This is a genomic window from Amycolatopsis sp. MtRt-6 (assembly GCF_017308975.1).
Taxonomy (GTDB): domain Bacteria; phylum Actinomycetota; class Actinomycetes; order Mycobacteriales; family Pseudonocardiaceae; genus Amycolatopsis.
This window is the reverse complement of sequence record NZ_JADWPD010000020.1, coordinates 33,282-54,035: the sequence shown is the minus strand read 5'-3', so window position 1 is coordinate 54,035 and position 20,754 is coordinate 33,282. Positions and strand designations below refer to the sequence as shown.

The 20,754-nt window shown below is 72.5% G+C and carries 18 protein-coding genes; 11 read left to right on the top strand and 7 right to left on the bottom strand.

Annotation, left to right across the window (positions count from 1 at the left end):
- The first annotated feature begins 87 nt into the window (after positions 1–87).
- Both I4Q55_RS29735 and I4Q55_RS29730 read left to right on the top strand, forming a co-directional pair.
- Positions 88–1,284, top strand: a complete 1,197-nt coding sequence (locus I4Q55_RS29735) for an ABC transporter ATP-binding protein (protein WP_206792237.1) — start codon at positions 88–90, stop codon at positions 1,282–1,284.
- Positions 1,285–1,367: 83 nt separating this feature from the next.
- The gene (locus I4Q55_RS29730) at positions 1,368–2,765 is read left to right on the top strand and encodes an FAD-binding oxidoreductase (protein ID WP_206792234.1); all 1,398 of its coding nucleotides are present in this window, start codon (positions 1,368–1,370) and stop codon (positions 2,763–2,765) included.
- A 4-nt stretch (positions 2,766–2,769) separates the two neighbouring features.
- Here I4Q55_RS29730 and I4Q55_RS29725 read toward each other — a convergent pair whose 3' ends face one another.
- On the bottom strand, positions 2,770–3,441 hold the full coding sequence (locus I4Q55_RS29725) for a response regulator transcription factor (protein ID WP_242547001.1): 672 nt from the start codon (positions 3,439–3,441) through the stop codon (positions 2,770–2,772).
- Complete coding sequence (locus I4Q55_RS29720; protein ID WP_206792232.1) at positions 3,408–4,526, bottom strand: sensor histidine kinase; 1,119 nt, start codon at positions 4,524–4,526, stop codon at positions 3,408–3,410. Before I4Q55_RS29720 ends, I4Q55_RS29725 begins: the two co-directional genes overlap by 34 nt.
- A gap of 96 nt (positions 4,527–4,622) precedes the next feature.
- On the opposite strand from I4Q55_RS29720, the gene I4Q55_RS29715 reads away from it, so the two are divergent.
- Together I4Q55_RS29715 and I4Q55_RS29710 are read left to right on the top strand one after the other, a co-directional pair.
- Complete coding sequence (locus I4Q55_RS29715) at positions 4,623–5,477, top strand: M23 family metallopeptidase (protein ID WP_206792230.1); 855 nt, start codon at positions 4,623–4,625, stop codon at positions 5,475–5,477.
- A 197-nt stretch (positions 5,478–5,674) separates the two neighbouring features.
- The gene (locus I4Q55_RS29710; protein WP_206792228.1) at positions 5,675–6,733 is read left to right on the top strand and encodes a DUF4192 domain-containing protein; all 1,059 of its coding nucleotides are present in this window, start codon (positions 5,675–5,677) and stop codon (positions 6,731–6,733) included.
- A 303-nt stretch (positions 6,734–7,036) separates the two neighbouring features.
- On the opposite strand, the gene galE is transcribed toward I4Q55_RS29710, so the two are convergent.
- The 3 genes from galE to I4Q55_RS29695 form a co-directional block, all read right to left on the bottom strand.
- Complete coding sequence (galE, locus tag I4Q55_RS29705) at positions 7,037–8,017, bottom strand: UDP-glucose 4-epimerase GalE (protein ID WP_206792226.1); 981 nt, start codon at positions 8,015–8,017, stop codon at positions 7,037–7,039.
- A 99-nt stretch (positions 8,018–8,116) separates the two neighbouring features.
- Entirely contained in the window at positions 8,117–9,301 is a 1,185-nt protein-coding gene (galK, locus tag I4Q55_RS29700; RefSeq protein ID WP_206792224.1) for a galactokinase, read from the bottom strand.
- On the bottom strand, positions 9,298–10,014 hold the full coding sequence (locus I4Q55_RS29695) for a metal-dependent transcriptional regulator (protein ID WP_242547000.1): 717 nt from the start codon (positions 10,012–10,014) through the stop codon (positions 9,298–9,300). Before I4Q55_RS29695 ends, galK begins: the two co-directional genes overlap by 4 nt.
- 214 nt (positions 10,015–10,228) lie before the next feature.
- Here I4Q55_RS29695 and I4Q55_RS29690 point away from each other — a divergent pair, with 214 nt between their 5' ends.
- From I4Q55_RS29690 to I4Q55_RS29675, 4 genes are all read left to right on the top strand, one after another.
- A complete protein-coding gene (locus I4Q55_RS29690; RefSeq protein WP_206792220.1) occupies positions 10,229–11,074 on the top strand; it encodes a sulfurtransferase in 846 nt (281 codons plus the stop codon).
- Positions 11,075–11,480: 406 nt separating this feature from the next.
- Positions 11,481–12,650, top strand: a complete 1,170-nt coding sequence (locus I4Q55_RS29685) for an acetoin utilization protein AcuC (RefSeq protein ID WP_206792217.1) — start codon at positions 11,481–11,483, stop codon at positions 12,648–12,650.
- Between the two features lie 2 nt (positions 12,651–12,652).
- The gene (locus I4Q55_RS29680) at positions 12,653–15,334 is read left to right on the top strand and encodes a bifunctional GNAT family N-acetyltransferase/acetate--CoA ligase family protein (protein WP_206792216.1); all 2,682 of its coding nucleotides are present in this window, start codon (positions 12,653–12,655) and stop codon (positions 15,332–15,334) included.
- A 66-nt stretch (positions 15,335–15,400) separates the two neighbouring features.
- The gene (locus I4Q55_RS29675; protein WP_206792214.1) at positions 15,401–16,534 is read left to right on the top strand and encodes a serine hydrolase; all 1,134 of its coding nucleotides are present in this window, start codon (positions 15,401–15,403) and stop codon (positions 16,532–16,534) included.
- Here I4Q55_RS29675 and I4Q55_RS29670 read toward each other — a convergent pair.
- Together I4Q55_RS29670 and I4Q55_RS29665 are read right to left on the bottom strand one after the other, a co-directional pair.
- Entirely contained in the window at positions 16,531–17,553 is a 1,023-nt protein-coding gene (locus I4Q55_RS29670; protein WP_206792212.1) for an acyl-CoA dehydrogenase family protein, read from the bottom strand. The genes I4Q55_RS29675 and I4Q55_RS29670 overlap by 4 nt on opposite strands.
- 8 nt (positions 17,554–17,561) lie before the next feature.
- Entirely contained in the window at positions 17,562–18,725 is a 1,164-nt protein-coding gene (locus I4Q55_RS29665; RefSeq protein WP_206792210.1) for an acyl-CoA dehydrogenase family protein, read from the bottom strand.
- Between the two features lie 103 nt (positions 18,726–18,828).
- On the opposite strand from I4Q55_RS29665, the gene I4Q55_RS29660 reads away from it, so the two are divergent.
- The 3 genes from I4Q55_RS29660 (at position 18,829) to I4Q55_RS29650 (ending at position 20,716) form a co-directional block, all read left to right on the top strand.
- Positions 18,829–19,020, top strand: coding sequence for a ferredoxin (locus I4Q55_RS29660; RefSeq protein ID WP_206792207.1), 192 nt, complete (start codon positions 18,829–18,831; stop codon positions 19,018–19,020).
- Positions 19,021–19,103: 83 nt separating this feature from the next.
- Positions 19,104–19,961: a 3-oxoacyl-ACP reductase gene (locus tag I4Q55_RS29655; RefSeq protein WP_206792205.1), complete on the top strand. Its 858-nt coding sequence runs from the start codon at positions 19,104–19,106 to the stop codon at positions 19,959–19,961.
- Entirely contained in the window at positions 19,958–20,716 is a 759-nt protein-coding gene (locus I4Q55_RS29650; protein ID WP_206792203.1) for a glucose 1-dehydrogenase, read from the top strand. Before I4Q55_RS29655 ends, I4Q55_RS29650 begins: the two co-directional genes overlap by 4 nt.
- Positions 20,717–20,754: the final 38 nt, after the last annotated feature.

Here is a 20,754-nt window from a genome sequence, read left to right as displayed (position 1 = left end):
GATTTCGGAAGTTCGCACGGGTAACGCCGGTTGTTTGCGGAACGACCATGGAGTGTGAACTGCGCCAGAACCGGTTGAGGAGGCGTCATGGTGACGCTGAACGAGCTTCGATCAGTATCCGACTTCCTCGTCGCTTCGGGGGAGATCGCGTCGATCAATTTGGTCGTCCACGGTGAGGGCGGCGTCGTCCTGCCGGATGACAAGCTCGTATTGCTCAAGGGTGGCCTGGCCGAGCGGATCCTCCCGACCGCACAGAATCATCTGAAAGATGTGCAGAGCGGCATCGTCGAACTCGATGCCGCCAAGGGCAAGGTGATCGTGCGGCTCTACGCCTACGGCCGGCTGAGCCTGGCGACGAATGGCCGGACGGCAGGCGGCCAGTTCGAGGTGAAGGTGCTCGCGCTGCTGCGTTCCCTGATCGAGGAAATCGAGAAACTCGGTCAGGTCAATCTTGCGCAGCGAGTTGTCGTGACAGCGGACTGGCGCCCGGGCGTGAGCCTGGAACTGGGGGACACCGATCCCGTGGTCTCGACGGATGTCGCCGCGATCGATCGGCGAGTACACCGGATCGAGGGGCGACGGCGGCGGCTGAAGAAGTGGTCCGCGGTGGCGACCCTGTTCGCCGCGGTCACCATACTCCTTGACGGGTATTATCTGGTCGTTGCAGACGACGCGGAGCTCTCCCTGTTGATCCTGGTGTACGCCGGTCTGTTCCTGGCGTCCGGGGTATGGATGCGAACCGAAGCGAACTCGTTGTTCAAGGACATCGAAGCGATCCGCGGTCAGCAGGATCTCGACGAGATGCTCGAAGGGCAGGAGCTGGAGCGCCGGGCGATGAAGCTTTTTCAGGTGCACAGTCAGCAGCTGAGGCGGTACTACGATCAAGCTCTCCGGCAGCGTGGATTCATCTTCTTCACCGGAATATTCTGCATTGCGGCGGGGTTCTCCGTCATTGCGATGGCTTTCGTTCTGCTCAAATCGGCGACTCCGGCGACTCCGGCGAGTTCGCTCGAGAAGATCCTCGTGGCGTCGCTCGGGGCGATCGGGGGGATCCTCGGGAACTTCATCGCGGTTGTCTACCTCCGGATGTTTTCGAAGACTGTGGAGTCCATCGGGACCTTCCACGATCGGCTGGTGGCCACCCACCACCTGCATTTCGCCAACTTCCTCGTCTCGAAGGTGACTGACGGACCGGCTCGGGACGCCGCGTTCCAGCTCGTCGCGGAAATTGCCGCGAAGCAGGACGTCAGGCCGAGAAACGGAGGCGTCCCAGCCGCCGAATGAGTCCTGCCGAAGGTCACTCAATGTAACGATTTTCGCAGGTCAGGCGACTTACCGGCGTTCTATCCGCTGCGAGAGGACCCGCCATGACCTCGACCGCCGAACCCACCCTGGAGAGCCTGCGCACCCAGCTGTCCGGAGCCGTGCTGACCGACGGCGACCCCGGCTACGACGTCGCCCGGTCGGTCTGGAACGGCGAGATCGACCGCCGTCCCGCGGTGGTGGTGCGGCCCGCCGGGCCCGCGGACGTGGCGACGGCGCTCGCGTACGCGCGCGAAGCCGGTCTCGACGTCTCGGTGCGCGGCGGTGGGCACAACTACGCCGGCGCCGCGGTCGTCGACGGTGGCCTCTGCCTCGACCTGAGCTCCCTCCAGGCGATCAGCGTCGACCCGGAGAGCCGGACCGCCCGCTGCGGCGGCGGGACGACTTGGGCGCAGCTCGACGCGGCCACGCAGGAGCACGCGCTCGCGGTACCGGGCGGCACGATCAGTCACACCGGCGTCGGCGGGCTGACCCTCGGCGGCGGCTTCGGCTGGCTCACCGCCAAGCACGGGATGTCGTGCGACAACCTGCTCTCGGCCGAGCTCGTCACCGCCGACGGCGAGGTGCTGCGCGTGTCCGCCGAGGAGCACCCCGACCTGTTCTGGGCGCTGCGCGGGGGCGGCGGCAACTTCGGCGTCGTCACCGAGTTCGAGTTCCGGCTGCACCCGGTCGGCCCGATCGTCCACCTGGGACTGTTCTTCTACGGCCTCGAGGACGGCGTGGCCGCGCTGCGCCACGCCCGCGAGCTGCTCCGGACGCTGCCCCGCGAAACGGGAGTGCTCGTCGCCGGGCTCAACGCGCCGCCCGCGCCGTTCGTTCCCGACGCGCACCACTTCCGGCCGGGCTACGCCGTGCTGATCGCCGGCTTCGACGGCGAGGAGCAGCACGCCGAGGCGGTCGCGGCGGCCCGCTCCGGACCGGCGCCGCTGTTCGAGTTCGTCTCGCCGATCCCGTACGTGGAACTCCAGCGGATGATCGACGGTGCCGCGCCGTGGGGGATCCTGGCCTACGAGAAGGCGGCCTACGCCGACGCCTTCACCGACGAGGTCATCGAGGTGATCGCGGACTTCCTGCCGCGCAAGACCTCGCCGATGTCGATCATGCCGATCTTCGCCATGCGTGGGGCCTTCACCGAGGTCGCCGACGACGCGACGGCGTTCGGCGGCCCGCGGCGGGAGAGCATCCTGATCAACATCGACTCGCTCGCGGCCGAGCCGGAACCGTACGCCGTGGACCGCGCGTGGGTGCGCGAGTTCTGGGAAGCGCTGGTGCCGTTCTCGTCCAACTCGGCGGGCTACGTCAACTTCATGGTGGAGTACGAAGCCGACCGCGTCCGGATGTCCTACGGCCCGGAGAAGTACGCGCGGCTGGCCCGGATCAAGGCGGCGTACGACCCGCGGAACGTCTTCCACCACAACGCGAACATCCCACCCGCGCCGTGACGGGTCAGCCGGCGATGCCCGCCCGGTAGGCGAAGGCGACGGCCTGCGCGCGGTCGCGCAGGCCGGCCTTGGCGAACAGGTGGTTCACGTGGGTCTTCACGGTCGCCTCGCTCACCACAAGGGTGCGGGCGATCTCGGTGTTCGACAGACCCGCCGCGATCAGCCGCAGCACCTCGATCTCGCGCGCGGTCAGGCCTTCGACCGCCTTGACGCGCGGCGGGGTGCCGCGGGCGGCGGCTTCGACGAGCCGCCGCTGCAGCTCCCCGTCCACTGTGGACTGCCCGGCGGCGGCCGAACGCAGGGCCCGCGCGATGGACTCGGCGTCGGCGTCCTTGGTGAGGAACCCGCGCGCCCCGGCGCGCAGCGCGGCCAGGAGCGACTCGTCGTCGGCGTAGGTGGTGAGCACGACGACCTCGGTGTCCGGGTGCCCGGCGCGGATCCGCTCGGTGGTCTCCACGCCGTCGCAGCGCGGCATCCGCAGGTCGACCAGCACGACGTCGGGGTGGTGTTCGGCGACGAGCTCGAGCGCGGCCAGCCCGTCGGCGGCGGCGCCGACCACCTCGACACCGGGCAGCAGCCCGAGCAGCGTGACCAGGCCTTCCCGGACCACGGCCTGGTCGTCGGCCAGCACGACGCGCAGCGTCACGCCGCCGGCACCGTCAGGTGAATCCGCCATCCGTCCTCCCCCGGTCCGCTCTCCAGACGCCCGTCGAGCAGCGCGACCCGTTCGCCCATCCCGCGCAAACCGTAGCCTGCCGCCGGCGCGGCCGGCGGGCGCCTGCCCTGCCGGTCGGCCACGGTCAGCTCCACCGATCCGCCGGCGTAGCCGAGCGTGACGTCCACTTCGGCCCGTGGGGCGTGCTTGCGGGTGTTGGCCAGCGCCTCCTGCACCGCGCGGACCAGCGCGGTGCCGACCGCCGCGTCGAGCTCGCGCGGCTCGCCCTCGACCGCGAGGTCCGCGCGGGCGCCGGTGTCGAGCCGGTACGCGGCGAGCAGGTCCGCGATCGCGCGTTCGACCCCGACGGCGTCCTCGCGCAGCGCGGCCACCGCCTTCCGGGCCTCGGCGAGCCCCTCCGACGCCAGCGTCTGCGCCCGCTCGATCTGGGCGACGGCGTCCGGGCTCGCGCCGTCGCGCACCAGCATCAGCCGCGCGCCCTGGAGGTTCAGCGAGAGCCCGGCCAGCGAATGGGCCAGGACGTCGTGCAGCTCGCGGGCGATGCGGGCGCGTTCGGCGAGCGCGGCCGCGCGGGCGTGCTCCTCGTTGGCGGTCTGCGCGCGGGCCAGCGCCAGCTCGGTCTGCTCGACACGGGCGAGCCGGGCCCGCCGGTTCAGCGCCATCAGCACGATCACGGCCAGCACCGCGTACGTCGACAGGGCGTCGTCCCACAGGTCGTGGCGGGCCGCCCAGGTCGTGATCACGCCGGCGTCGAGCACGACCGCCACGACGATCGGCACCGTGGACTGCTTCAGCACCACGAAGAACGTGGTGCTGAACATCGCCACCGACGCCCAGCTGCCCGGGTGGAGCACCCACAGCGCGCCCGTGCTCGCGATCAGGGCGAGGGCCGGCGCGGTCGTCAGCGGCCGGACGCCGGCGTCGTGGAGCCACAGCAACGGGATCGACAGCGCGAGGGTGAACGTGATCAGGAGCCAGGAGCGCACGTCGGTCGCCCGTGGCATGGCGGCGACCATCGGAACCGCGACGAGCGCCCAGCGCAACCAGCCCTGGGCGCGGGGGAACGTGGCTGGTCGGATCGGCATTTCGACAGTCCTCCGCGAGTGCTTGTACGGAAAATGTACCGACGGGGACTTCCCTTCGTGGTGTCAAGTTGTCCCGTTTGTGCAGGAGGTTTCCCCATGTCCAGGTTGCGACGGCTCGCCCTGCTCGCCGCCGCCGCGGCGCTGCCCGCGCTCGGCCTCACCCTCGCCGGTCAGGCGCCCGCCTCGGCCGCGCCCAACTTCCAGGTGCCGTTCAAGTGCGGGGTCACCGTGACCGCCGCGACCTTCGGCGACCACCGCCCGCAGAACTCGGTCGACTTCCAGAAGGCGGGCATCACCGGGATGCCGGTGCTCGCGTCGGCATCGGGAACCGTTACGCGGGTGGAAAACCGGGGGGCCGAGAGCTACGGCCGGTGGATCGAGATTGACCACGGCAGCGGCTGGACGACCCGTTACGCGCACCTGTCGACCCAGTCGGTTTCGGTCGGGCAGTCGGTCACCGGCGGCAAGCAGATCGGCACGGCGGGCGCGACCGGCAACGTCAGCGGCCCGCACCTGCACTTCGAGGAGAACCTCAACGGCGTCACGCAGCGGGCCGTGCTGAACGGCGTCGCCGTGCCGTACTACGACCACACGAGCTTCACGAGCAAGAACGCCTGCGGTGGCAACCCGTACTCCGCCGAAGAGGTCTGCGGCGACGGCTTCTCCGTCGTCGACCAGCAGGCGCTGGCCAACTCCTCGGGCACGGCCTACCTGCTGTACAACGCTTCCACCAAGGCGAACTGCGTGACCACGCTGAAGTCGACGTCGCTCGGCACGGCCAGCGCGGTGTCGGCGTTCCTGGAGGTCCAGGGTTCGGCGCGGGTGACCGATTCCGGTGACTTCACCTACTACGCCGGGCCGGTCAAGAAGACCGCCGCGGCGACCTGCGTGAAGTGGGGCGGCTCGGTGGGCAGCAACACCTACGAGAGCGGGTTCGAGCACTGCGGGTGAGCCGGTGACATCCGGGACTCTGCCGCCCGGACCCCGCTAGACGATCCGGCCGGTGGGGCCGGGCAGCATAGCCCACCCCACCGACAGGAACGCCCCGCCCGGCCCCGGCCGGGCGGGTTTCGTCCACATCGGCCCCGGCTGTCCACAGATTTCCCGCCACCGCCCCATCCGGCCGCGTCCTGCCCCACTGTGGAGGCATGACCACAGCCACCCCGGCCGGCCGGACGCCGGTCGATCTCCGAAACCCCGCGCAGCTGCTGGCCGCGCTCCCGTACCTGATCGGTTTCCGGCCCGCGAAGTCCGCCGTCCTGATCGGCCACGAGTACCCGGGCGACCGCCCGGGCCTGATCCTCCGTGGCGACCTGCCCCGCCGCGAACACCGCGCCCACCAGGCGCGGGCGCTGTCCGCCCGGTTCGCGGAGGGGCACCACGCCGGCGTGACGGTGGTGATCGTCGGCGGCCGGCGAAGACCCGGAAAGCCGCCACCGCACGCGGGTTTCCTGGAAGAGCTCACGGAGGCACTGAGTCTCCCGGTCCTGCACGCCCTGTGGACACCCACGATCAGGACGGGCGCCCCGTGGGGGTGTTATCGCAGCGAAGAATGCGCCGGCACGTTGCCGGACCTGCGCGCCACGGTGGCGGCGGCAGCGGCGACCGAGCACGGCACGGTGGCGTTCGACAGCCGGGAGGAACTCGAGGCGCTGCTGGCCCCGCGGTCCCCGGAGGCGCTCGAACGCCGCGCGGATCGCTTGTCCCGCTTGACATCCCCACCGTGGCTCGACGCGACATGTGTCGGCGACGCGGCCTCGGTGGTCCGTGCGGCGTTCGAACGTCAGCGCCTCGGCGAGGGGCCGCTGACGGACGAGGAAGCGGTCCTGCTGGCAAGCGCCCTGAAGCTGCCGGAAATCCGCGACATCTGCTTGGCGATGGCGGTACCCCCGGCATCAGCGGAGGCCAGGGAAGCAGAGCGCTTGTGGCTGACACTGGTCCGCGAGACACCGGCCCCGGAGCGAGCAGAGGCGGCGACGCTGCTGGGCTTCACGGCGTACATGCGCGGAGACGGAGCCTTCGCGGGCATGGCCCTGGACAACGCCCTGGAGGCGCAACCGGGCCACGTGCTGGCGGAGCTGTTGAAGAGGGTGCTCCACCACGGAACACCCCCGGAGGTGATCCGCGGGTTGGCGACGGCGGCAGCGGGGCCACTCGCCGGCTTCGGCCTGGAACCCACGGATCTCGACGCGGAGCGGGCAGCGTGAGGAGGGTGCTGTCCACAGTGGAGCTTGGTTCTGGGCCGGCGGAGGCAGTTCGGCGGAGGCGGCCTACCGGCCTCGGAGCAAGAGAGGCCGTCCCGGCGCCCCGGACTCCCACCAGCCGGCCGGCGCCCGCCCCGGCCGGGCCGGCCCGGTCGGCCGGGGTCCCGTCAGCCGCACCTGCCGGCTGTCGCGCCCCGCCTCCGCTGCTCCCCGGGCCGCCTCGGCCGGCCGCAGTCCCGCTGGCCGGCCCCTCGCCACCCGCAGCTTCCCGGGCCGCCCCCGCAGGCCGTCGTCGTCGCGCCGGGCTCAGCCCCGCCGCGACTGCGTGAACTCCCAGGCGTCCCGCACGATCCCGGCCAGCTCGGTCCGTTCCGGCTTCCAGCCCAGCTCTTCCCGAGCCCGGTCACTGGCCGCCACGAGCACCGAAGGGTCCCCCGCCCGGCGCGGAGCCACCGCCGCCGGTACCGGGTGCCCGGTGACCGCACGGCAGGCCTCGATCACCTCGAGAACGGAGAACCCGGTGCCATTGCCCAGGTTGTAGATGCGGTGCTCGCCCGCAGTGGCGTGCTTCAGCGCCAGCTGGTGCGCGTCCGCGAGGTCCACGACGTGGATGTAGTCGCGCACCGCCGTGTGGTCCGGCGTCGGGTAGTCGTCGCCGAAGATCTGGATGCGCTCACGGTCGCCCGAAGCGACCTGCAGAACGAGGGGAATGAGATGGGTTTCCGTGGTGTGGCGCTCGCCGAAGGCGCCGTACGCGCCCGCGACGTTGAAGTACCGCAGGCTCACCGCCGCCAGGCCGTGCGCCACGGCGAAGCTGGTGATCGCGGCGTCGATCGCGAGCTTCGTGGCGCCGTAGGTGTTGGTCGGGCGGGTCGGCGCCGTCTCCGGGATCGGCGACTGCTCCGGCTCGCCGTAGGTCGCCGCCGTCGAGGAGAACACCAGCCGGGGCGTGCCGTGCTCCTGCATGGCCTCCAGGAGCCGCAGCGAGGTGACGACGTTGCCTTCCCAGTACTTCGCCGGCTCCGTCATCGACTCGCCGACCAGCGACTTGGCCGCGAAGTGCAGCACGCCGTCGAAGCCCTCGCGCAGCAGGCTGCCCGCCACCTCCGCGGCGTCGCCCTCGATGAACCGCGCGTCCGGGTGGACGGCGTCGGCGTGCCCGGTGGACAGGTCGTCGACGACGGTGACCTGGTGCCCGGCCTCGATCAGCCGGGCGGCGCAGACACTTCCGACGTACCCGGCTCCGCCCGTCACGACCAGCTTCAGGGCGTTGCTCTGCTCCGACACATCCAGGCCTTCCTGCCGAGGGTGACTGTGCCCCACAGTCTTCCCCCTGGCCGACGCGCGGGTCCGCGCGGGGGTTGCCCCGAACGGACCCGCGCGGTGTCAGAGCTCGTCGCGGCCGGCGCCGCGGGAGGGCACCGCCGTGAACATCCGCGGTCGCCGGTAGCCGGCTTTTTCGTAGGCCGCCTCGACGGCCGCCTTGACCCGCTCCAGGTCGGCGTCGCGGACCAGCGCGATCGCCGAGCCGCCGAAGCCGCCGCCGGTCATCCGCGAGCCGAGCGCGCCGGCCGCCCGCGCCGAGTCGACCGCGAGGTCCAGCTCGGCCGTGGAGATCCGGTAGTCGTCGCGCATGCTGACGTGCGAGGCGTCGAGGTACGGCCCGATGTCGGCCAGCCGCCCGGCGCGCAGCAGCTCGACCGTCTCGAGCACCCGCTGGTTCTCGGTGACGACGTGCCGCACCAGCGGCACCAGGTCCTCGGGGAGCCGGCCGAGGGCGTCGGCGAGGCCTTCGACGGTGACGTCGCGCAGCGCCTTCACCCCGAGCAGCTCGGCCGCCCGCTCGGTGCCGCGGCGGCGCTCGCCGTACCCGCCTTCGGCGTGCGAGTGCTTGGTGCGGGTGTCCATGATCAGCACCTGCAGCCCCGCGTCGGCGAGGCCGAACGGCACCTGCTCCTGCTCGCCCGAGCGCACGTCGAGGAACAACACGTGGGACTCGGTGCAGCAGAGGGACGCCGTCTGGTCGAGCAGGCCGGTGGGGGCGCCGACGAAGTCGTTCTCCGACCGCTGCACCCACCGCGCGATCTGGGGCCGCGTCGGGACGTCGGCGCGGCTGCCGTCCAGTTCCAGGCCGGCCAGTCCCAGCAGCGCGAGCGACACCGCGCACTCGAGCGCGTGGGAGGAGGACAGCCCGGCCCCCGACGGCACGTCCCCGGCGATGACCAGGTCGGCCCCGTTCGCGAAGCCCTGGTCGCGCAGCACCCAGGCGACGCCCGCCGGGTACGCGGCCCACCCGTCGACCGAGCCCGGCGCCAGGTCGGCGATCTTGAGCTCGCCGGAGCGCTGGAGCTGGCCGTCGTCGCCCAGGGTGGCCACGGACAGGACGCCGTCCTCGCGGGGCGACGCCGCCGCGGCCAGGCGGTGGGGCAGGGCGAAGGGCAGCACGAAGCCGTCGTTGTAGTCGGTGTGCTCGCCGATCAGGTTCACCCGGCCGGGTGCCGACCACACGCCCGCGGGCGCGGTGCCGTGGACCGTGCGGAACGCCGCCACGGCCTCCGAAGCGGGGCTCATCGGGCCTGCGCCAGGACGGCGTGCAGCGCGGAGCTGGCGACCTGGGCGGTGGTGTCCCCGCCGGTGACCTCGATGGTGGCGCCGTTGGCCTTGCCGACGGTGACCGTGCCGCCCGGCACGATGCCGACCGACTTGAGCTCGGTCATCAGCGACTCGTCCAGCTGGACGTGCTCGGCGATGCGCCGGATCTCGACGCGGCCGCCGCCGGTGCGGGCGAACTCGTCGAGCCGGACCAGGTCGGCCTCCGCGGGCGGCGCGGGTTCGCCGTCGCCCAGCTTGTCGAGGCCGGGGATCGGGTTGCCGTACGGCGACGTGGTGGGGTGGTCGAGCAGCTTGACCAGCTTGCGCTCGACGGCCTCGCTCATCACGTGCTCCCAGCGGCACGCCTCGTTGTGCACGTGCTCCCACTCGAGCCCGATCACGTCGACGAGGAGGCGCTCGGCCAGGCGATGCTTGCGCATGACGGCGATGGCCAGTTCGCGGCCGTGGTCGGTGAGCTGGAGGTGCCTGTCGTCGGCGACCACGACCAGCCCGTCACGCTCCATCCGGGCGACGGTCTGGCTCACGGTCGGGCCGCTCTGCTGCAGGCGCTCGGCGATGCGGGCGCGCAGCGGAACGACACCCTCTTCTTCGAGCTCGTAGATGGTACGCAAGTACATCTCGGTGGTGTCGATGAGATCGTTCACGCTGTCCCCTTCGTCCGCGTTGCTCATCGTAGTCGTTGACCCCGGCAGCGGCGGCGGCGCTCGGGGGTACGGCGCCGATGGTTACCGATCCGGCCACAGTCACGGCCGAAGACGTCGCGGCATCGTTACGTGCCGAGCGGGGGGACGGCCTGCTCGTGGCCGGATCGGCGACAAGCCGCCGGTGGGGGATATGTCCGTACCCCGGCGCGGCCGGGCGGGCGGCCGCTGGAAGATGGGAGGCATGCGTCCGCTGATCAGCACCACCGACCTCGCCGCCGCGCTGGCCGGCCCGGCCGGGGACCGCCCCGTGGTCCTCGACGTCCGCTGGCGGCTCGCCGGCCCGCCCGGCGCCGACTCCTACCGCGAGGGGCACGTGCCCGGAGCGGTGTTCACCGACCTCGACAAGGTGCTGGCAGGCGAGCCGGGCGAGGGTGGCCGCCACCCCCTGCCCGACCCGGCCGACCTGCAGCGCGACCTGCGCGCGGCCGGCGTCCGCGAAGGTGTCCGGGTGGTGGCCTACGACGACGCGGACGGCTCGGTGGCGGCGCGGGCCTGGTGGCTCCTGCGCTGGGCGGGCCACGAAGAGGTGGCGGTCCTCGACGGCGGTTACGCGGCGTGGACGGCCGAAGGCCACCCGGTGAGCACGGAGGAGGCGCACCCGGAGCCGGGCGACATCACGGTCCGACCGGGCGGAATGCCGGTTCTCGACGCGGACGAGGCGGCCGCCCTGGCCCGCGACGGCCTCCTCCTCGACGCCCGGGCAACCCCGCGCTACGCGGGCGAGACGGAGCCGGTGGACCCCCGCGCGGGCCACATCCCGGGAGCGGTGAACGCCCCGTTTTCGGCCCACATCGCCCCCGACGGCCGCTGGCGTCCCCCAGCCGAGCTGGCGGAGAGGTTCGCCGGCCTGGGCCTCCGCCCGGGCGAGCCGGTGGGCGCGTACTGCGGCTCGGGGGTGACGGCGAGCTCGGTGGTCCTGGCGCTGGAGCTGGCGGGCCACCCGGGAGCGGGCCTGTACGCGGGCTCGTGGTCGCACTGGTCCCGAGACCCCCAGCGCCCCGCGGCGACGGGCCCCCTGCCCGGCTGAGCGGCCCGAGGCCGGCGGCGGGCCGGGATGAGGCCGGGGCGCATTCCCCGGCCGAGCCCCGCCGGCCCGCCGCTCAGAGGCATGGCCCCGGCTGGCCCACGACCTCGCGGCCGAGCCCGGTCGGCCTTGCCGCTCCCGGCCGAGCCCGGCCGGCGCCACCGCCCCGGTCGAGCCCGGCTGACCCCACCACCCCGGCCGAGCCCGGCCGCCTCCGCCGCCCCCGGCCGAGCCCGGTTGGCCTTGCCGCTCCCGGCCGAGCCCGGCTGACCCCACGCCCCCGGTCGAGCCCGGCCGGCCCCACGCCCCGGTCGAGCCCCGCCGACGCCACCACCCCCGGGCACGCCCCACTCCCGCCAAGCCATTTCCAGTCCACACACCCGGCCGATCGGCACTAGAGTCGGGCGGTATGTCGCCGGCCGTTGTTTGGGACCGTGCCCTGCTGGGTTATGACCTCGGTGGGGATCACCCCTTCAATCCCGTCCGGCTGGAGCTCACCGTCCGGCTGGCCACCGAGCTCGGCGTGCTCCGCGACGTCGAACTGCTCGTCCCCACCGGCGCCGGGGACGACGAACTGCTCCGGATCCACGCCCCCGAATACCTCGCCGCCGTGCGGGAGGCGCCGCTCGTCGGGTGGGATGTCGGGCATGGCCTCGGCACCTCCGACAACCCCGTCTTCTCCGACATGCACGATGCCTCCGCCCTCGTCGTCGGGTCGACGCTGCTCGCCGCCAGGAAGGTCGCCGAAGGCGAATCGCGAAGGGCCGTCAACATCGCCGGGGGCCTGCACCACGCCATGCGCGACCAGGCCGCCGGCTTCTGCGTCTACAACGACTGCGCCGTCGCCATCTCGTGGTTGCTCGACCACGGCTTCGACCGGATCGCCTACATCGACACCGATGTCCACCACGGCGACGGCGTCCAGGCCGCCTTCTACGACGACCCGCGCGTCCTCACCATCTCGATGCACCAGCACCCCTTCACGCTCTGGCCCGGCACCGGCTACTCCGCCGAGACCGGCCGCGGGAAGGCCGACGGCACCTCGGTCAACGTCCCGCTGCCGCCGCGCACGCGGGACCCCGGGTGGCTGCGGGCCTTCCACGCCGTCGTCCCCTCGCTGCTCGCCGACTTCGAACCGCAGCTGCTCTTCACCCAGTGCGGTGTCGATTCCCACGAAGAAGACCCGCTGGCCGACCTCTCGCTGTCCGTCGACGGGCACCGCACCATCTACGCCACCCTCCGCGACCTCGCCGAGACCTACGCCGGCGGGAAGTGGATCGCCGTCGGCGGGGGCGGCTACCAGCTGATCCGGGTCGTTCCACGATCCTGGACGCACCTGATCGCCACCGTCCTCGACCGGGACGTCGACCCCGCGACGCCGCTGCCGCCCGGCTGGCGGGAAACCGTCACCAAGGCCGCCCCGCACGCCGAACTCCCGCAAACCATGTCCGACGACCGCGACACGGAGTTCAAGCCGTGGGGCGACGGCGAGGACGACCCGGTGGACATCGCCGTCCGGGACACGCGTCGCGCCGTGTTCCCGCTGCACGGCCTGGACCCCGACGACCCCAGGGACTGACCATGGCCGGACGGGACCCCTTCGACTACCCCCGCGACTGGGAGGCCGACGTCGTGCTGTCCGACGGCGGCACCGTCCACCTGCGGCCGGTCGTGCCCACCGATGCCGACGGCCTCGTCGCCTTCCACGCCAAGCTGTCCGAACGCACCCGCTACTTCCGGTACTTCGGTGCCTACCCGCGGATCCCGGAGAAGGACCTGAAGCGCTTCTCCACGGTCGACCACCACGACCGGGTCGCGTTCGCCGCCTTCCTGGGCGACGACATCGTGGCCGTCGGCCGGTACGAACGGCTCGACCACGGGCCGTCGGCCGAGGTCGCCTTCGTCGTCAGCGACGCCCACCAGGGCCGCGGGGTCGGCTCGATCCTCCTCGAGCACCTCGCCGCGGCCGCCTCCGAGTGCGGGCTGCGCCGGTTCGTCGCCGAGGTGCTCGCCGAGAACTCCGCCATGGTGCGCGTCTTCCGCGACGCCGGCTACCAGGTCAGCCGCGAGTTCGAAGAGGGCGTGCTGCACCTGGAGTTCGACATCGACCCGACCGAGGAGTCCCTCGCCGTCGCGCGCTCGCGCGAACAGGCGGCCGAGGCGCGCAGCGTGCACAACCTGCTGCACCCGACGTCGGTCGCCGTGATCGGCGCCTCCACCGAACCGAACAAGGTCGGCCACGTCGCCTTCGCGAACCTCCTGGTCGCCGCGTTCACCGGCACCGTCTACCCGGTCAACGCGGAGCACCGCTCGGTCCGCGGCGTCCGCGCGTACCCGTCGGTGCTGGACATCCCGGACCCGGTCGACCTGGCCGTCGTCGCGGTGCCCGCCGAGTCCGTCGAGTCCGTTTTGGACGCTTGCCTGGCCAAGGGCGTCAAGACGCTGCTGATCCTCTCCAGCGGGTTCGCCGAAGCCGGCCCGCACGGCCTGCACGCCGAGCTGCGGCTGGTCGGCGAGGCGCGGGCGCACGGCATGCGCGTGGTCGGCCCGAACGCGCTCGGCGTGCTGAACACCGCGCCCGGGATCCGGCTGAACGCCACCCTCGCGCCGCGGCTGCCCGGCCGCGGGCGCACCGGCTTCTTCTGCCAGTCCGGCGCGCTGGGCACCGCGATCCTCGCCGACGCCGAAGCGCGCGGCCTCGGCCTGTCGACGTTCGTCTCGGCGGGCAACCGCGCCGACGTCTCGGGCAACGACCTGCTCCAGTACTGGGAAACCGACCCGGACACCGACCTCGTGCTGCTGTACCTCGAGTCCTTCGGCAACCCGCGCAAGTTCGCGCGGCTGGCCAGACGGCTCGCCCGGACCAAGCCGATCGTCGCGGTGAAGTCCGGGCGGCACGCGGTCCGGCCGCAGCTGGCGGCGACGTCGACGGAGATCGACGAGGCCAGCGTCCAGACGCTGTTCGAGCAGGCCGGGGTCGTGCGCGTGGAGTCGCTGGCGCAGCTGTTCGACACCGCGCTCGTGTTCGCCCACCAGCCGCTGCCCGCCGGGCCGCGGGTCGGCATCGTCGGCAACTCCAGCGCGATCGGGCTGCTGGCCGCCGACACCGCGCGGATGCAGGGCCTGCGGCTCGCTTCGGACCCGGTGGACGTCGGCCCGCAGGCCCCGCCGGAGGAGTTCGCCAAGGCCGTCCGCGAGGCCCTGATCTCGCCGGAAACCGACGCGCTCGTCGTCGTGTTCGCGCCGCCGATCGCCATTCCCGGCACCGCCTACGCGCGCGCCCTGCGCGAGACCGTGGTCGAACTGGGGCAGCGCAAGCCGATCGTCTCGACGTTCCTCGCCGCCGAAGGAGTCCCGGACGAACTGGCCGTGCTGTCCGGCGACGGCGTGCCGACGCGGGGCTCCATCCCGTCGTACCCGAGCCCCGAACGCGCGGTCAACGCGCTCGCCCGGGTCGTGCGGTACGCGGCGTGGCGGCAACGCCCGCAGGGCACGCTGGTGCGGCCCGCGGGCATCCACACCGAGCAGGCGCAGGGCATCGTGCGCGAGCTCCTGGAAACCGGCAGCGGCAAGACGACCTTGCTCTCGGACGCCGAAGTCGTGCGGCTGCTGGACTGCTACGGCATCGGCGTCGTGCCGTTCCGCATCGTGTCCACTGTGGACGACGCGGTCGCGGCGGCGGGCGAGCTGGGCTACCCGGTGACGCTCAAGGCGGTCGACGAGCGGCTGCGCGGCCGGCCCGACCTGGCCGGCGTCCGGCTCGACCTGGCCTCGGAAGACTCGGTGCGCACCGCGTACGAGACGCTGCGGGAGGTCTCCGGCGACGACGAGGTGTACGTCCAGCGGATGGCGCCCAAGGGCCTGTCGTGCGTGATCGGGCTGCAGGACGACCCGTCGTTCGGCACGCTCGTGTCGTTCGGGCTGTCCGGGCTGGTCAGCACGCTGCTCGGCGACCGCGCCTACCGGGCCGTGCCGCTCACCGACGTCGACGCCGCGACGCTGCTGCGCGAGCCGCGGACCTCGCCGCTGCTCACCGGCTACCGCGGCGACGAGCCCGCCGACCTCGCCGCGCTGCAGGACATGGTGCTGCGCGTGGCGGCGCTGGCCGAGGACAACCCTGAGGTGCGGTCGCTGGTGCTCGACCCGATCCTGGCCTCGCCGGACGGCGCCTTCGTCGCCAACGCCCGCCTGGTGCTGGGCGCGCCGCCGTCCCGGCCCGACACCGGCCCGCGCCGGCTGCGTGCGATCAACCCCCAGGACTGAGCACCTCGTTCCGGTCAGGGCGGCGCCACGGAACGCATCCCGACGGCCTGAATAGGGTTCTGCCCCATGACCTCGTTGACCGAGCTGCTGACCCGGCACACCGGCGACGTCCCGGGCGCGGTGGCGCTCGTGGCCCGCGGCGACCAGGTCGAGGCCTCGGCCGCCGGCTCGGCCGACGCCGAGGGCACCGTGCCGATGGCGCGGGACTCGCTGTTCCGCATCGCGTCGCTCACCAAGCCGATCGTGGCCGCGGCCGTGCTGATGCTCGTCGACGACGGCGAGCTGGCTCTGGACGCCCCGGTCGCGCGGTGGCTGCCGGAGCTGGCGTCGCCGGTGGTCGTCCGGACGCCGGCCGGCCCGGTCGACGATGTCGTGCCGGCCGCCCGCCCGATCACGGTGGCCGACCTGCTCACCTTCCGCTGCGGGTACGGCTTCGCGGCCGACATGGGACTGCCCGCGGTCGACCTGCTGTTCCAGGTCCTCGGCCACCCGGTGGCGGCCCCGCGGGCGCCGTCGCCGGACGAGTGGCTGGCGGCGCTGGCGCAGGTGCCGCTGCTGCACCAGCCGGGACAGGCATGGCTCTACGACACCGGCTCCGACCTGCAGGGCGTCCTGATCGCGCGCGTGGCCGGCCGTCCGCTGCCGGAGTTCCTGGCGGAGCGGCTGTTCGAGCCGCTCGGCATGGCCGACACCGGGTTCACCGTGCCGACGGCGGCCCTGGGCCGGTTCACCAGCGCCTACCGCCGCGGCGAGGAGGGGCTGCGGCTGGTCGACTCGCCGGAGGGGCGCTGGAGCGCGCCGCCGCCGTTCCCGTCCGGGGGCGGCGGGCTGGTTTCGGCGGCCGACGACCTGCTGGCGTTCGCGCGGTTCCTGCGCGACGAGGGCACGGCGGGCGGCCACCGCCTGCTGACACCGGAGTCGGTCCACCGCATGACGACCGACCACCTGACACCCGCCCAGCGGGAAGCGGCGCGGCCGTTCCTGCACGGCCAGGGCTGGGGCTTCGGCGGCTCGGTCGACGTCGACCCGAAGGAACCCTGGGAGGTCCCGGGCCGCTACGGCTGGGTCGGCGGCGCGGGCACGGCCCTGCACCTGGTTCCGGCGACGGGCACGGTCTCGGTGCTGCTGACCCAGGTCGAGATGACCGGCCCCGAGCCCACCCCGCTGATGCGCGAGTTCTGGACCTACGCGGCGAGCTAGCCGCGGCCCGCCAGGAGGTCGCCCAGGGCCAGCAGCTGCCGCGTCGCCCCGCCGAGCTGGAACTCCAGGCGCTTGGCCGCCGCGAAGTACCGGTGGACCACGTGGTCGACGTCGATGCCGACGCCGCCGTGGACGTGGACCGCCGTGTGGGCGACCCGGTGGCCCGCCTCCGCCGCCCAGAACTTGGCCGTCGCGACCGCGTCCGCCGCGGGGACGTCCGACGTCAGTTGCCACGCCGCCTGCAGCGTCGTCAGGCGGACCGCTTCGACGTCCAGGTACGCGTCCGCCAGCCGCTGACGTACCGCCTGGAACCCGCCGATCACGTGGTCGAACTGCTTCCGCTCGGCCGCGTACGCCGCCGTCAGCTCCAGCGCCCGCTCGACCACGCCGAGCTGCTGCGCGCACACCCCGGCCGTCCCGCGCAGGCGCAGCCACTCGCCGATGTCGCCCAGCGGCACGCCCGGCACGTCGGACAGCTCCACAAGCGCGGCGTCCGCGTGGTCGACGGTCTGCTGCGGCCGCACCGAAACCCCCGGTGCCGCGGCGTCGACCAGGAACACCTCGCCGGGAGTGGCCACCAGGAACCCGTGCGCGAACGCCGCGAACGGCACCGCCGTCCCGGCACCGGACACCCGGCCCGCCGACGCCGTGAACCCGGACAACGCCACCGCGAGCACGCGCTCGCCGCGCAGGACCGGCAGCACCCAGCGGTCCACCAGCTCCGGCGTGCCGAACTCCGCCAGTGCCGACGCCGCCATCGTGATCGACGGCAGGTACGGGACCGCCGCCACCGCGCGGCCGATCTCGGTCAGCACCGCGCACTGCTCCAGCAGGCCGAACCCGCCGCCGCCGAGCGACGACGGCAGGGCCGCGTCCAGGACGCCCGCCTGGCCGAGGGCCGTCCACGCGCCCGTGTCGAAACCGCCGGTGCCGTGCGGGTCGTGGGTGACCTTGTCGGCCAGCAGCCGCCGGGTCAGCGCCGCGAGGTCGGCCGACGCTTCGGAAGAGGTGAAGTCCATGGGTGCTCCTAGCGCGTGACGGGCAGGCCGAGGGCGGTGGCGGCGATCATGTCCCGCTGGATCTCGTTGGTGCCGCCGCCGAAGGTGAGGATCAGCGCCGACCGGTGCAGCCGCTCGATCCGCCCGGCCAGCTGCGCGCCCGGCGAGCCTTCGCGGACGACGGCGGCCGCGCCGAGCACCTCCATCAGCAGCCGGTAGGCCTCGATCGCGAACTCCGTGCCGAAGACCTTCGTCGCCGACGCCTCCGCCGGGCCCAGCTCGCTGTTCGCGGCCGCCCAGGCGATCCGCCAATTCCGCAGCTTCAGGTACTCCGCGCCCGCGTGCACCCGCGCGAGGTGCAGCCGCACCCACTCTTGGTCGAGGGCGCCGGTCTCCCGCGCCCACTCGAGCACGTCGGCGAGGGCCTTGCGGATCGGCGCCGACGACGTCAGCGCGACGCGCTCGTGGTTGAGCTGGTTGGTGATCAGCGGCCAGCCCGCGTTCTCCTCGGCGACGCGCGCCGACACCGGCACGCGCACGCCGTCGTAGTACGTCGCGCTCGTGCCCGCGCCGGCCACGGTGTGCACCTTGGTCCACGAAAAGCCCTCGGCGGACGTCGGCACGATGAGCATCGACAGCCCGCGGTGCTTCTTCGCGGCCGGATCGGTCCGGACCGCGAGCCAGACGTAGTCGGCGTACTCGATCAGGCTCGTCCACATCTTCTGGCCGGTGACGACGTACTCGTCGCCGTCGCGCTCGGCGCGCGTCCGCAGCGACGCCAGGTCGGTGCCGGCCTCCGGCTCGGAGTAGCCGATCGAGAAGTGCAGCTCGCCGGCGGCGATCTTCGGCAGGTAGAACGCCTTCTGGTCTTCGGTGCCGTAGCGCATGATCGTCGGGCCGACGGTGTTCACCGTGAGGAACGGGACCGGCACCCCGGCGACGGCCGCCTCGTCGGTGAAGATCAGCTGGTCGAGCATCGACCGGCCCTGCCCGCCGTACTCCGGCGGCCAGCCCAGCGCGAGCCAGCCGTCCTTGCCCAGCTGCCGCACGATCTCCTTGTACGCCACGCCATCGCCGTATTCGCCGCCGCCCGAGCGGAGGCCGCCGCGCCGTTCGGGCGTCATCAGCTCGGCGAAGTACTCCCGAAGCTCGGCGGCCAGCGCGCGCTGCTCCGGCGTGTAATCGATCCGCACCCGTCACCTCCACCCGGTCCGGCTCGTTGTGGTGCCGTACCGGCTCCCGGCGTTACAGTAGAACCTGTTCTAGTTGTACCAGGGCTCGAGCGGCGGAGGAAGCATGGAGATCGGCGTCGACCGGCTGCTGTGCGAGGCGAACGCGGTGTGCGTGGGGCTCGCTCCGGAAGTTTTCGACCTCGACGACGAGGAGGAACTGGTGATCCAGCCGGGCCCGGTCGCGCCCGACCAGGTAGAACGCGTTTCCGATGCGGTCAAGGGCTGCCCGAAGAATGCGCTGTTCATCGCGGGTTAGCGCCGTTCACCCAAAGGGTTGCCTCGAACGAGAACAGATTCTACTGTAGGCCCGAGATCAGGACTCGACGAGGAGGTCCCGCGGTGAGCTTGACCGGCAGGACGGCGATCGTCACGGGCGCCGCCGCGGGGCTGGGGCGGGCCGAAGCGCTCGCGCTCGCCACCCGGGGTGCCACGGTCGTCGTCAACGACATCAGCGAGCCGAAGGACGTCGTCGCCGAGATCGAAGCGGCGGGCGGCCGGGCCGTCGCGGTCGCCGGCGACGTCGGCGAACGCGCCACGGCCGACGCGCTCACCGAAGCCGCGCTCGACCTCGGCGGGCTCGACATCGTGGTCAACAACGCCGGCGTGGTGCGCGACCGCATGCTGTTCTCGATGTCCGACGACGACTGGGACGTCGTGCTGCGCGTTCACCTGCGCGGCCACTTCCTGTTGTCCCGCAACGCCGCGAAGCACTGGCGCGACAAGTCCAAAGCGGACGGCAAGCCGGTGTACGGGCGGCTGGTCAACACCGCGTCCGAGGCGTTCCTCTTCGGCTCGCCGGGCCAGCCCAACTACGCCGCGGCGAAGGCGGGCATCACCGCGCTCACCATGTCGGCCGCCCGCGGCCTGGCCAAGTACGGCGTCCGCGCCAACGCGATCTGCCCGCGCGCGCGGACGGCGATGACCGAAGGGGTGTTCGGCGCCGCTCCTGCCGACGGCGCCGATCCCCTTTCGGTCGAAAACGTCGCTCCCTTCGTCACCTACCTCGCCTCCCCGGCGGCCGAGCACGTCAACGGCCAGGTGTTCGTCGTCCACGGCGGCACGGTCGCGCTGGTCGAGCCCCCGCGGATCGAGCGGCGCTGGGCGCTCGACGAACTCGAAACCACCGTGAGCGAGTTCTTCGCCGAGCGGGATCCCGCCCGGATGTTCGCCGTCACCGAGAGCCAGGGAGAGTCATGAGGCTGGACGGGAAGATCGCCCTGATCACCGGCGCCGCGCGTGGACAGGGCGAGGCCGCCGCGCGCGCGTTCGTCGCCGAAGGCGCGAAGGTGGTGATCGCCGACATCCTCGACGACGAGGGCAAGCAGCTGGCCGCCGAACTCGGCGAGCAGGCCGTCTACCAGCACCTCGACGTCGGCGACGAAGACGGCTGGGCCGCCGCGGTCGAGCGCGCGACAACGGAGTTCGGCGCGCCGAACGTGCTGGTCAACAACGCCGGCATCCTGCACTTTTCGGAGCTGGGGCAGACGACGCTGGCCGATTACGAACGCGTGATCCGCGTGAACCAGATCGGGGCGTTTCTCGGCATGCGCTCGGTCGTTGAACCGATGACCGCCGCCGGCGGTGGCTCCATCGTCAACGTGTCCTCTGTGGAGGGTCTGGCCGGGATGCCCTACCTCGTCGCCTACACCGCGAGCAAGTTCGCGATCCGCGGCATGACCAAGGTCGCGGCGATGGAGCTCGGCAAGAAGCACATCCGGGTCAACTCGGTGCACCCCGGCGCGATCGACACCAAGATGGTCGAGACCGCGGCGGGCGGCCAGAAAGTCGACATGTCGTACGTCGGCAAGAAGGTCGCGCTGAAGCGGGTCGGGCAGCCGGAGGACGTCGCCAAGCTTGTGTTGTTCCTGGCCAGCGACGAGAGCGCGTACTGCACGGGTGCGGAATTCGTCGCGGACGGCGGGGCGACGGCCACGCACGCCCTCAACTTCTGAAGGAGAACTGCCGAAAGCTTGAGTGAACACCGCTAACC

Coding starts and splice junctions, on each gene's coding strand:
- I4Q55_RS29725 (WP_242547001.1), bottom strand. CDS start 3,441: ATGGCGGATTCACCTGACGGTGCCGGCGGCGTGACGCTGCGCGTCGTG.
- I4Q55_RS29715 (WP_206792230.1), top strand. CDS start 4,623: ATGTCCAGGTTGCGACGGCTCGCCCTGCTCGCCGCCGCCGCGGCGCTG.
- I4Q55_RS29680 (WP_206792216.1), top strand. CDS start 12,653: ATGGCCGGACGGGACCCCTTCGACTACCCCCGCGACTGGGAGGCCGAC.
- I4Q55_RS29695 (WP_242547000.1), bottom strand. CDS start 10,014: ATGAGCAACGCGGACGAAGGGGACAGCGTGAACGATCTCATCGACACC.
- I4Q55_RS29720 (WP_206792232.1), bottom strand. CDS start 4,526: ATGCCGATCCGACCAGCCACGTTCCCCCGCGCCCAGGGCTGGTTGCGC.
- I4Q55_RS29670 (WP_206792212.1), bottom strand. CDS start 17,553: ATGGACTTCACCTCTTCCGAAGCGTCGGCCGACCTCGCGGCGCTGACC.
- galK (WP_206792224.1), bottom strand. CDS start 9,301: ATGAGCCCCGCTTCGGAGGCCGTGGCGGCGTTCCGCACGGTCCACGGC.
- I4Q55_RS29660 (WP_206792207.1), top strand. CDS start 18,829: ATGGAGATCGGCGTCGACCGGCTGCTGTGCGAGGCGAACGCGGTGTGC.
- I4Q55_RS29675 (WP_206792214.1), top strand. CDS start 15,401: ATGACCTCGTTGACCGAGCTGCTGACCCGGCACACCGGCGACGTCCCG.
- I4Q55_RS29735 (WP_206792237.1), top strand. CDS start 88: ATGGTGACGCTGAACGAGCTTCGATCAGTATCCGACTTCCTCGTCGCT.
- I4Q55_RS29650 (WP_206792203.1), top strand. CDS start 19,958: ATGAGGCTGGACGGGAAGATCGCCCTGATCACCGGCGCCGCGCGTGGA.
- I4Q55_RS29685 (WP_206792217.1), top strand. CDS start 11,481: ATGTCGCCGGCCGTTGTTTGGGACCGTGCCCTGCTGGGTTATGACCTC.
- I4Q55_RS29730 (WP_206792234.1), top strand. CDS start 1,368: ATGACCTCGACCGCCGAACCCACCCTGGAGAGCCTGCGCACCCAGCTG.
- I4Q55_RS29690 (WP_206792220.1), top strand. CDS start 10,229: ATGCGTCCGCTGATCAGCACCACCGACCTCGCCGCCGCGCTGGCCGGC.
- I4Q55_RS29710 (WP_206792228.1), top strand. CDS start 5,675: ATGACCACAGCCACCCCGGCCGGCCGGACGCCGGTCGATCTCCGAAAC.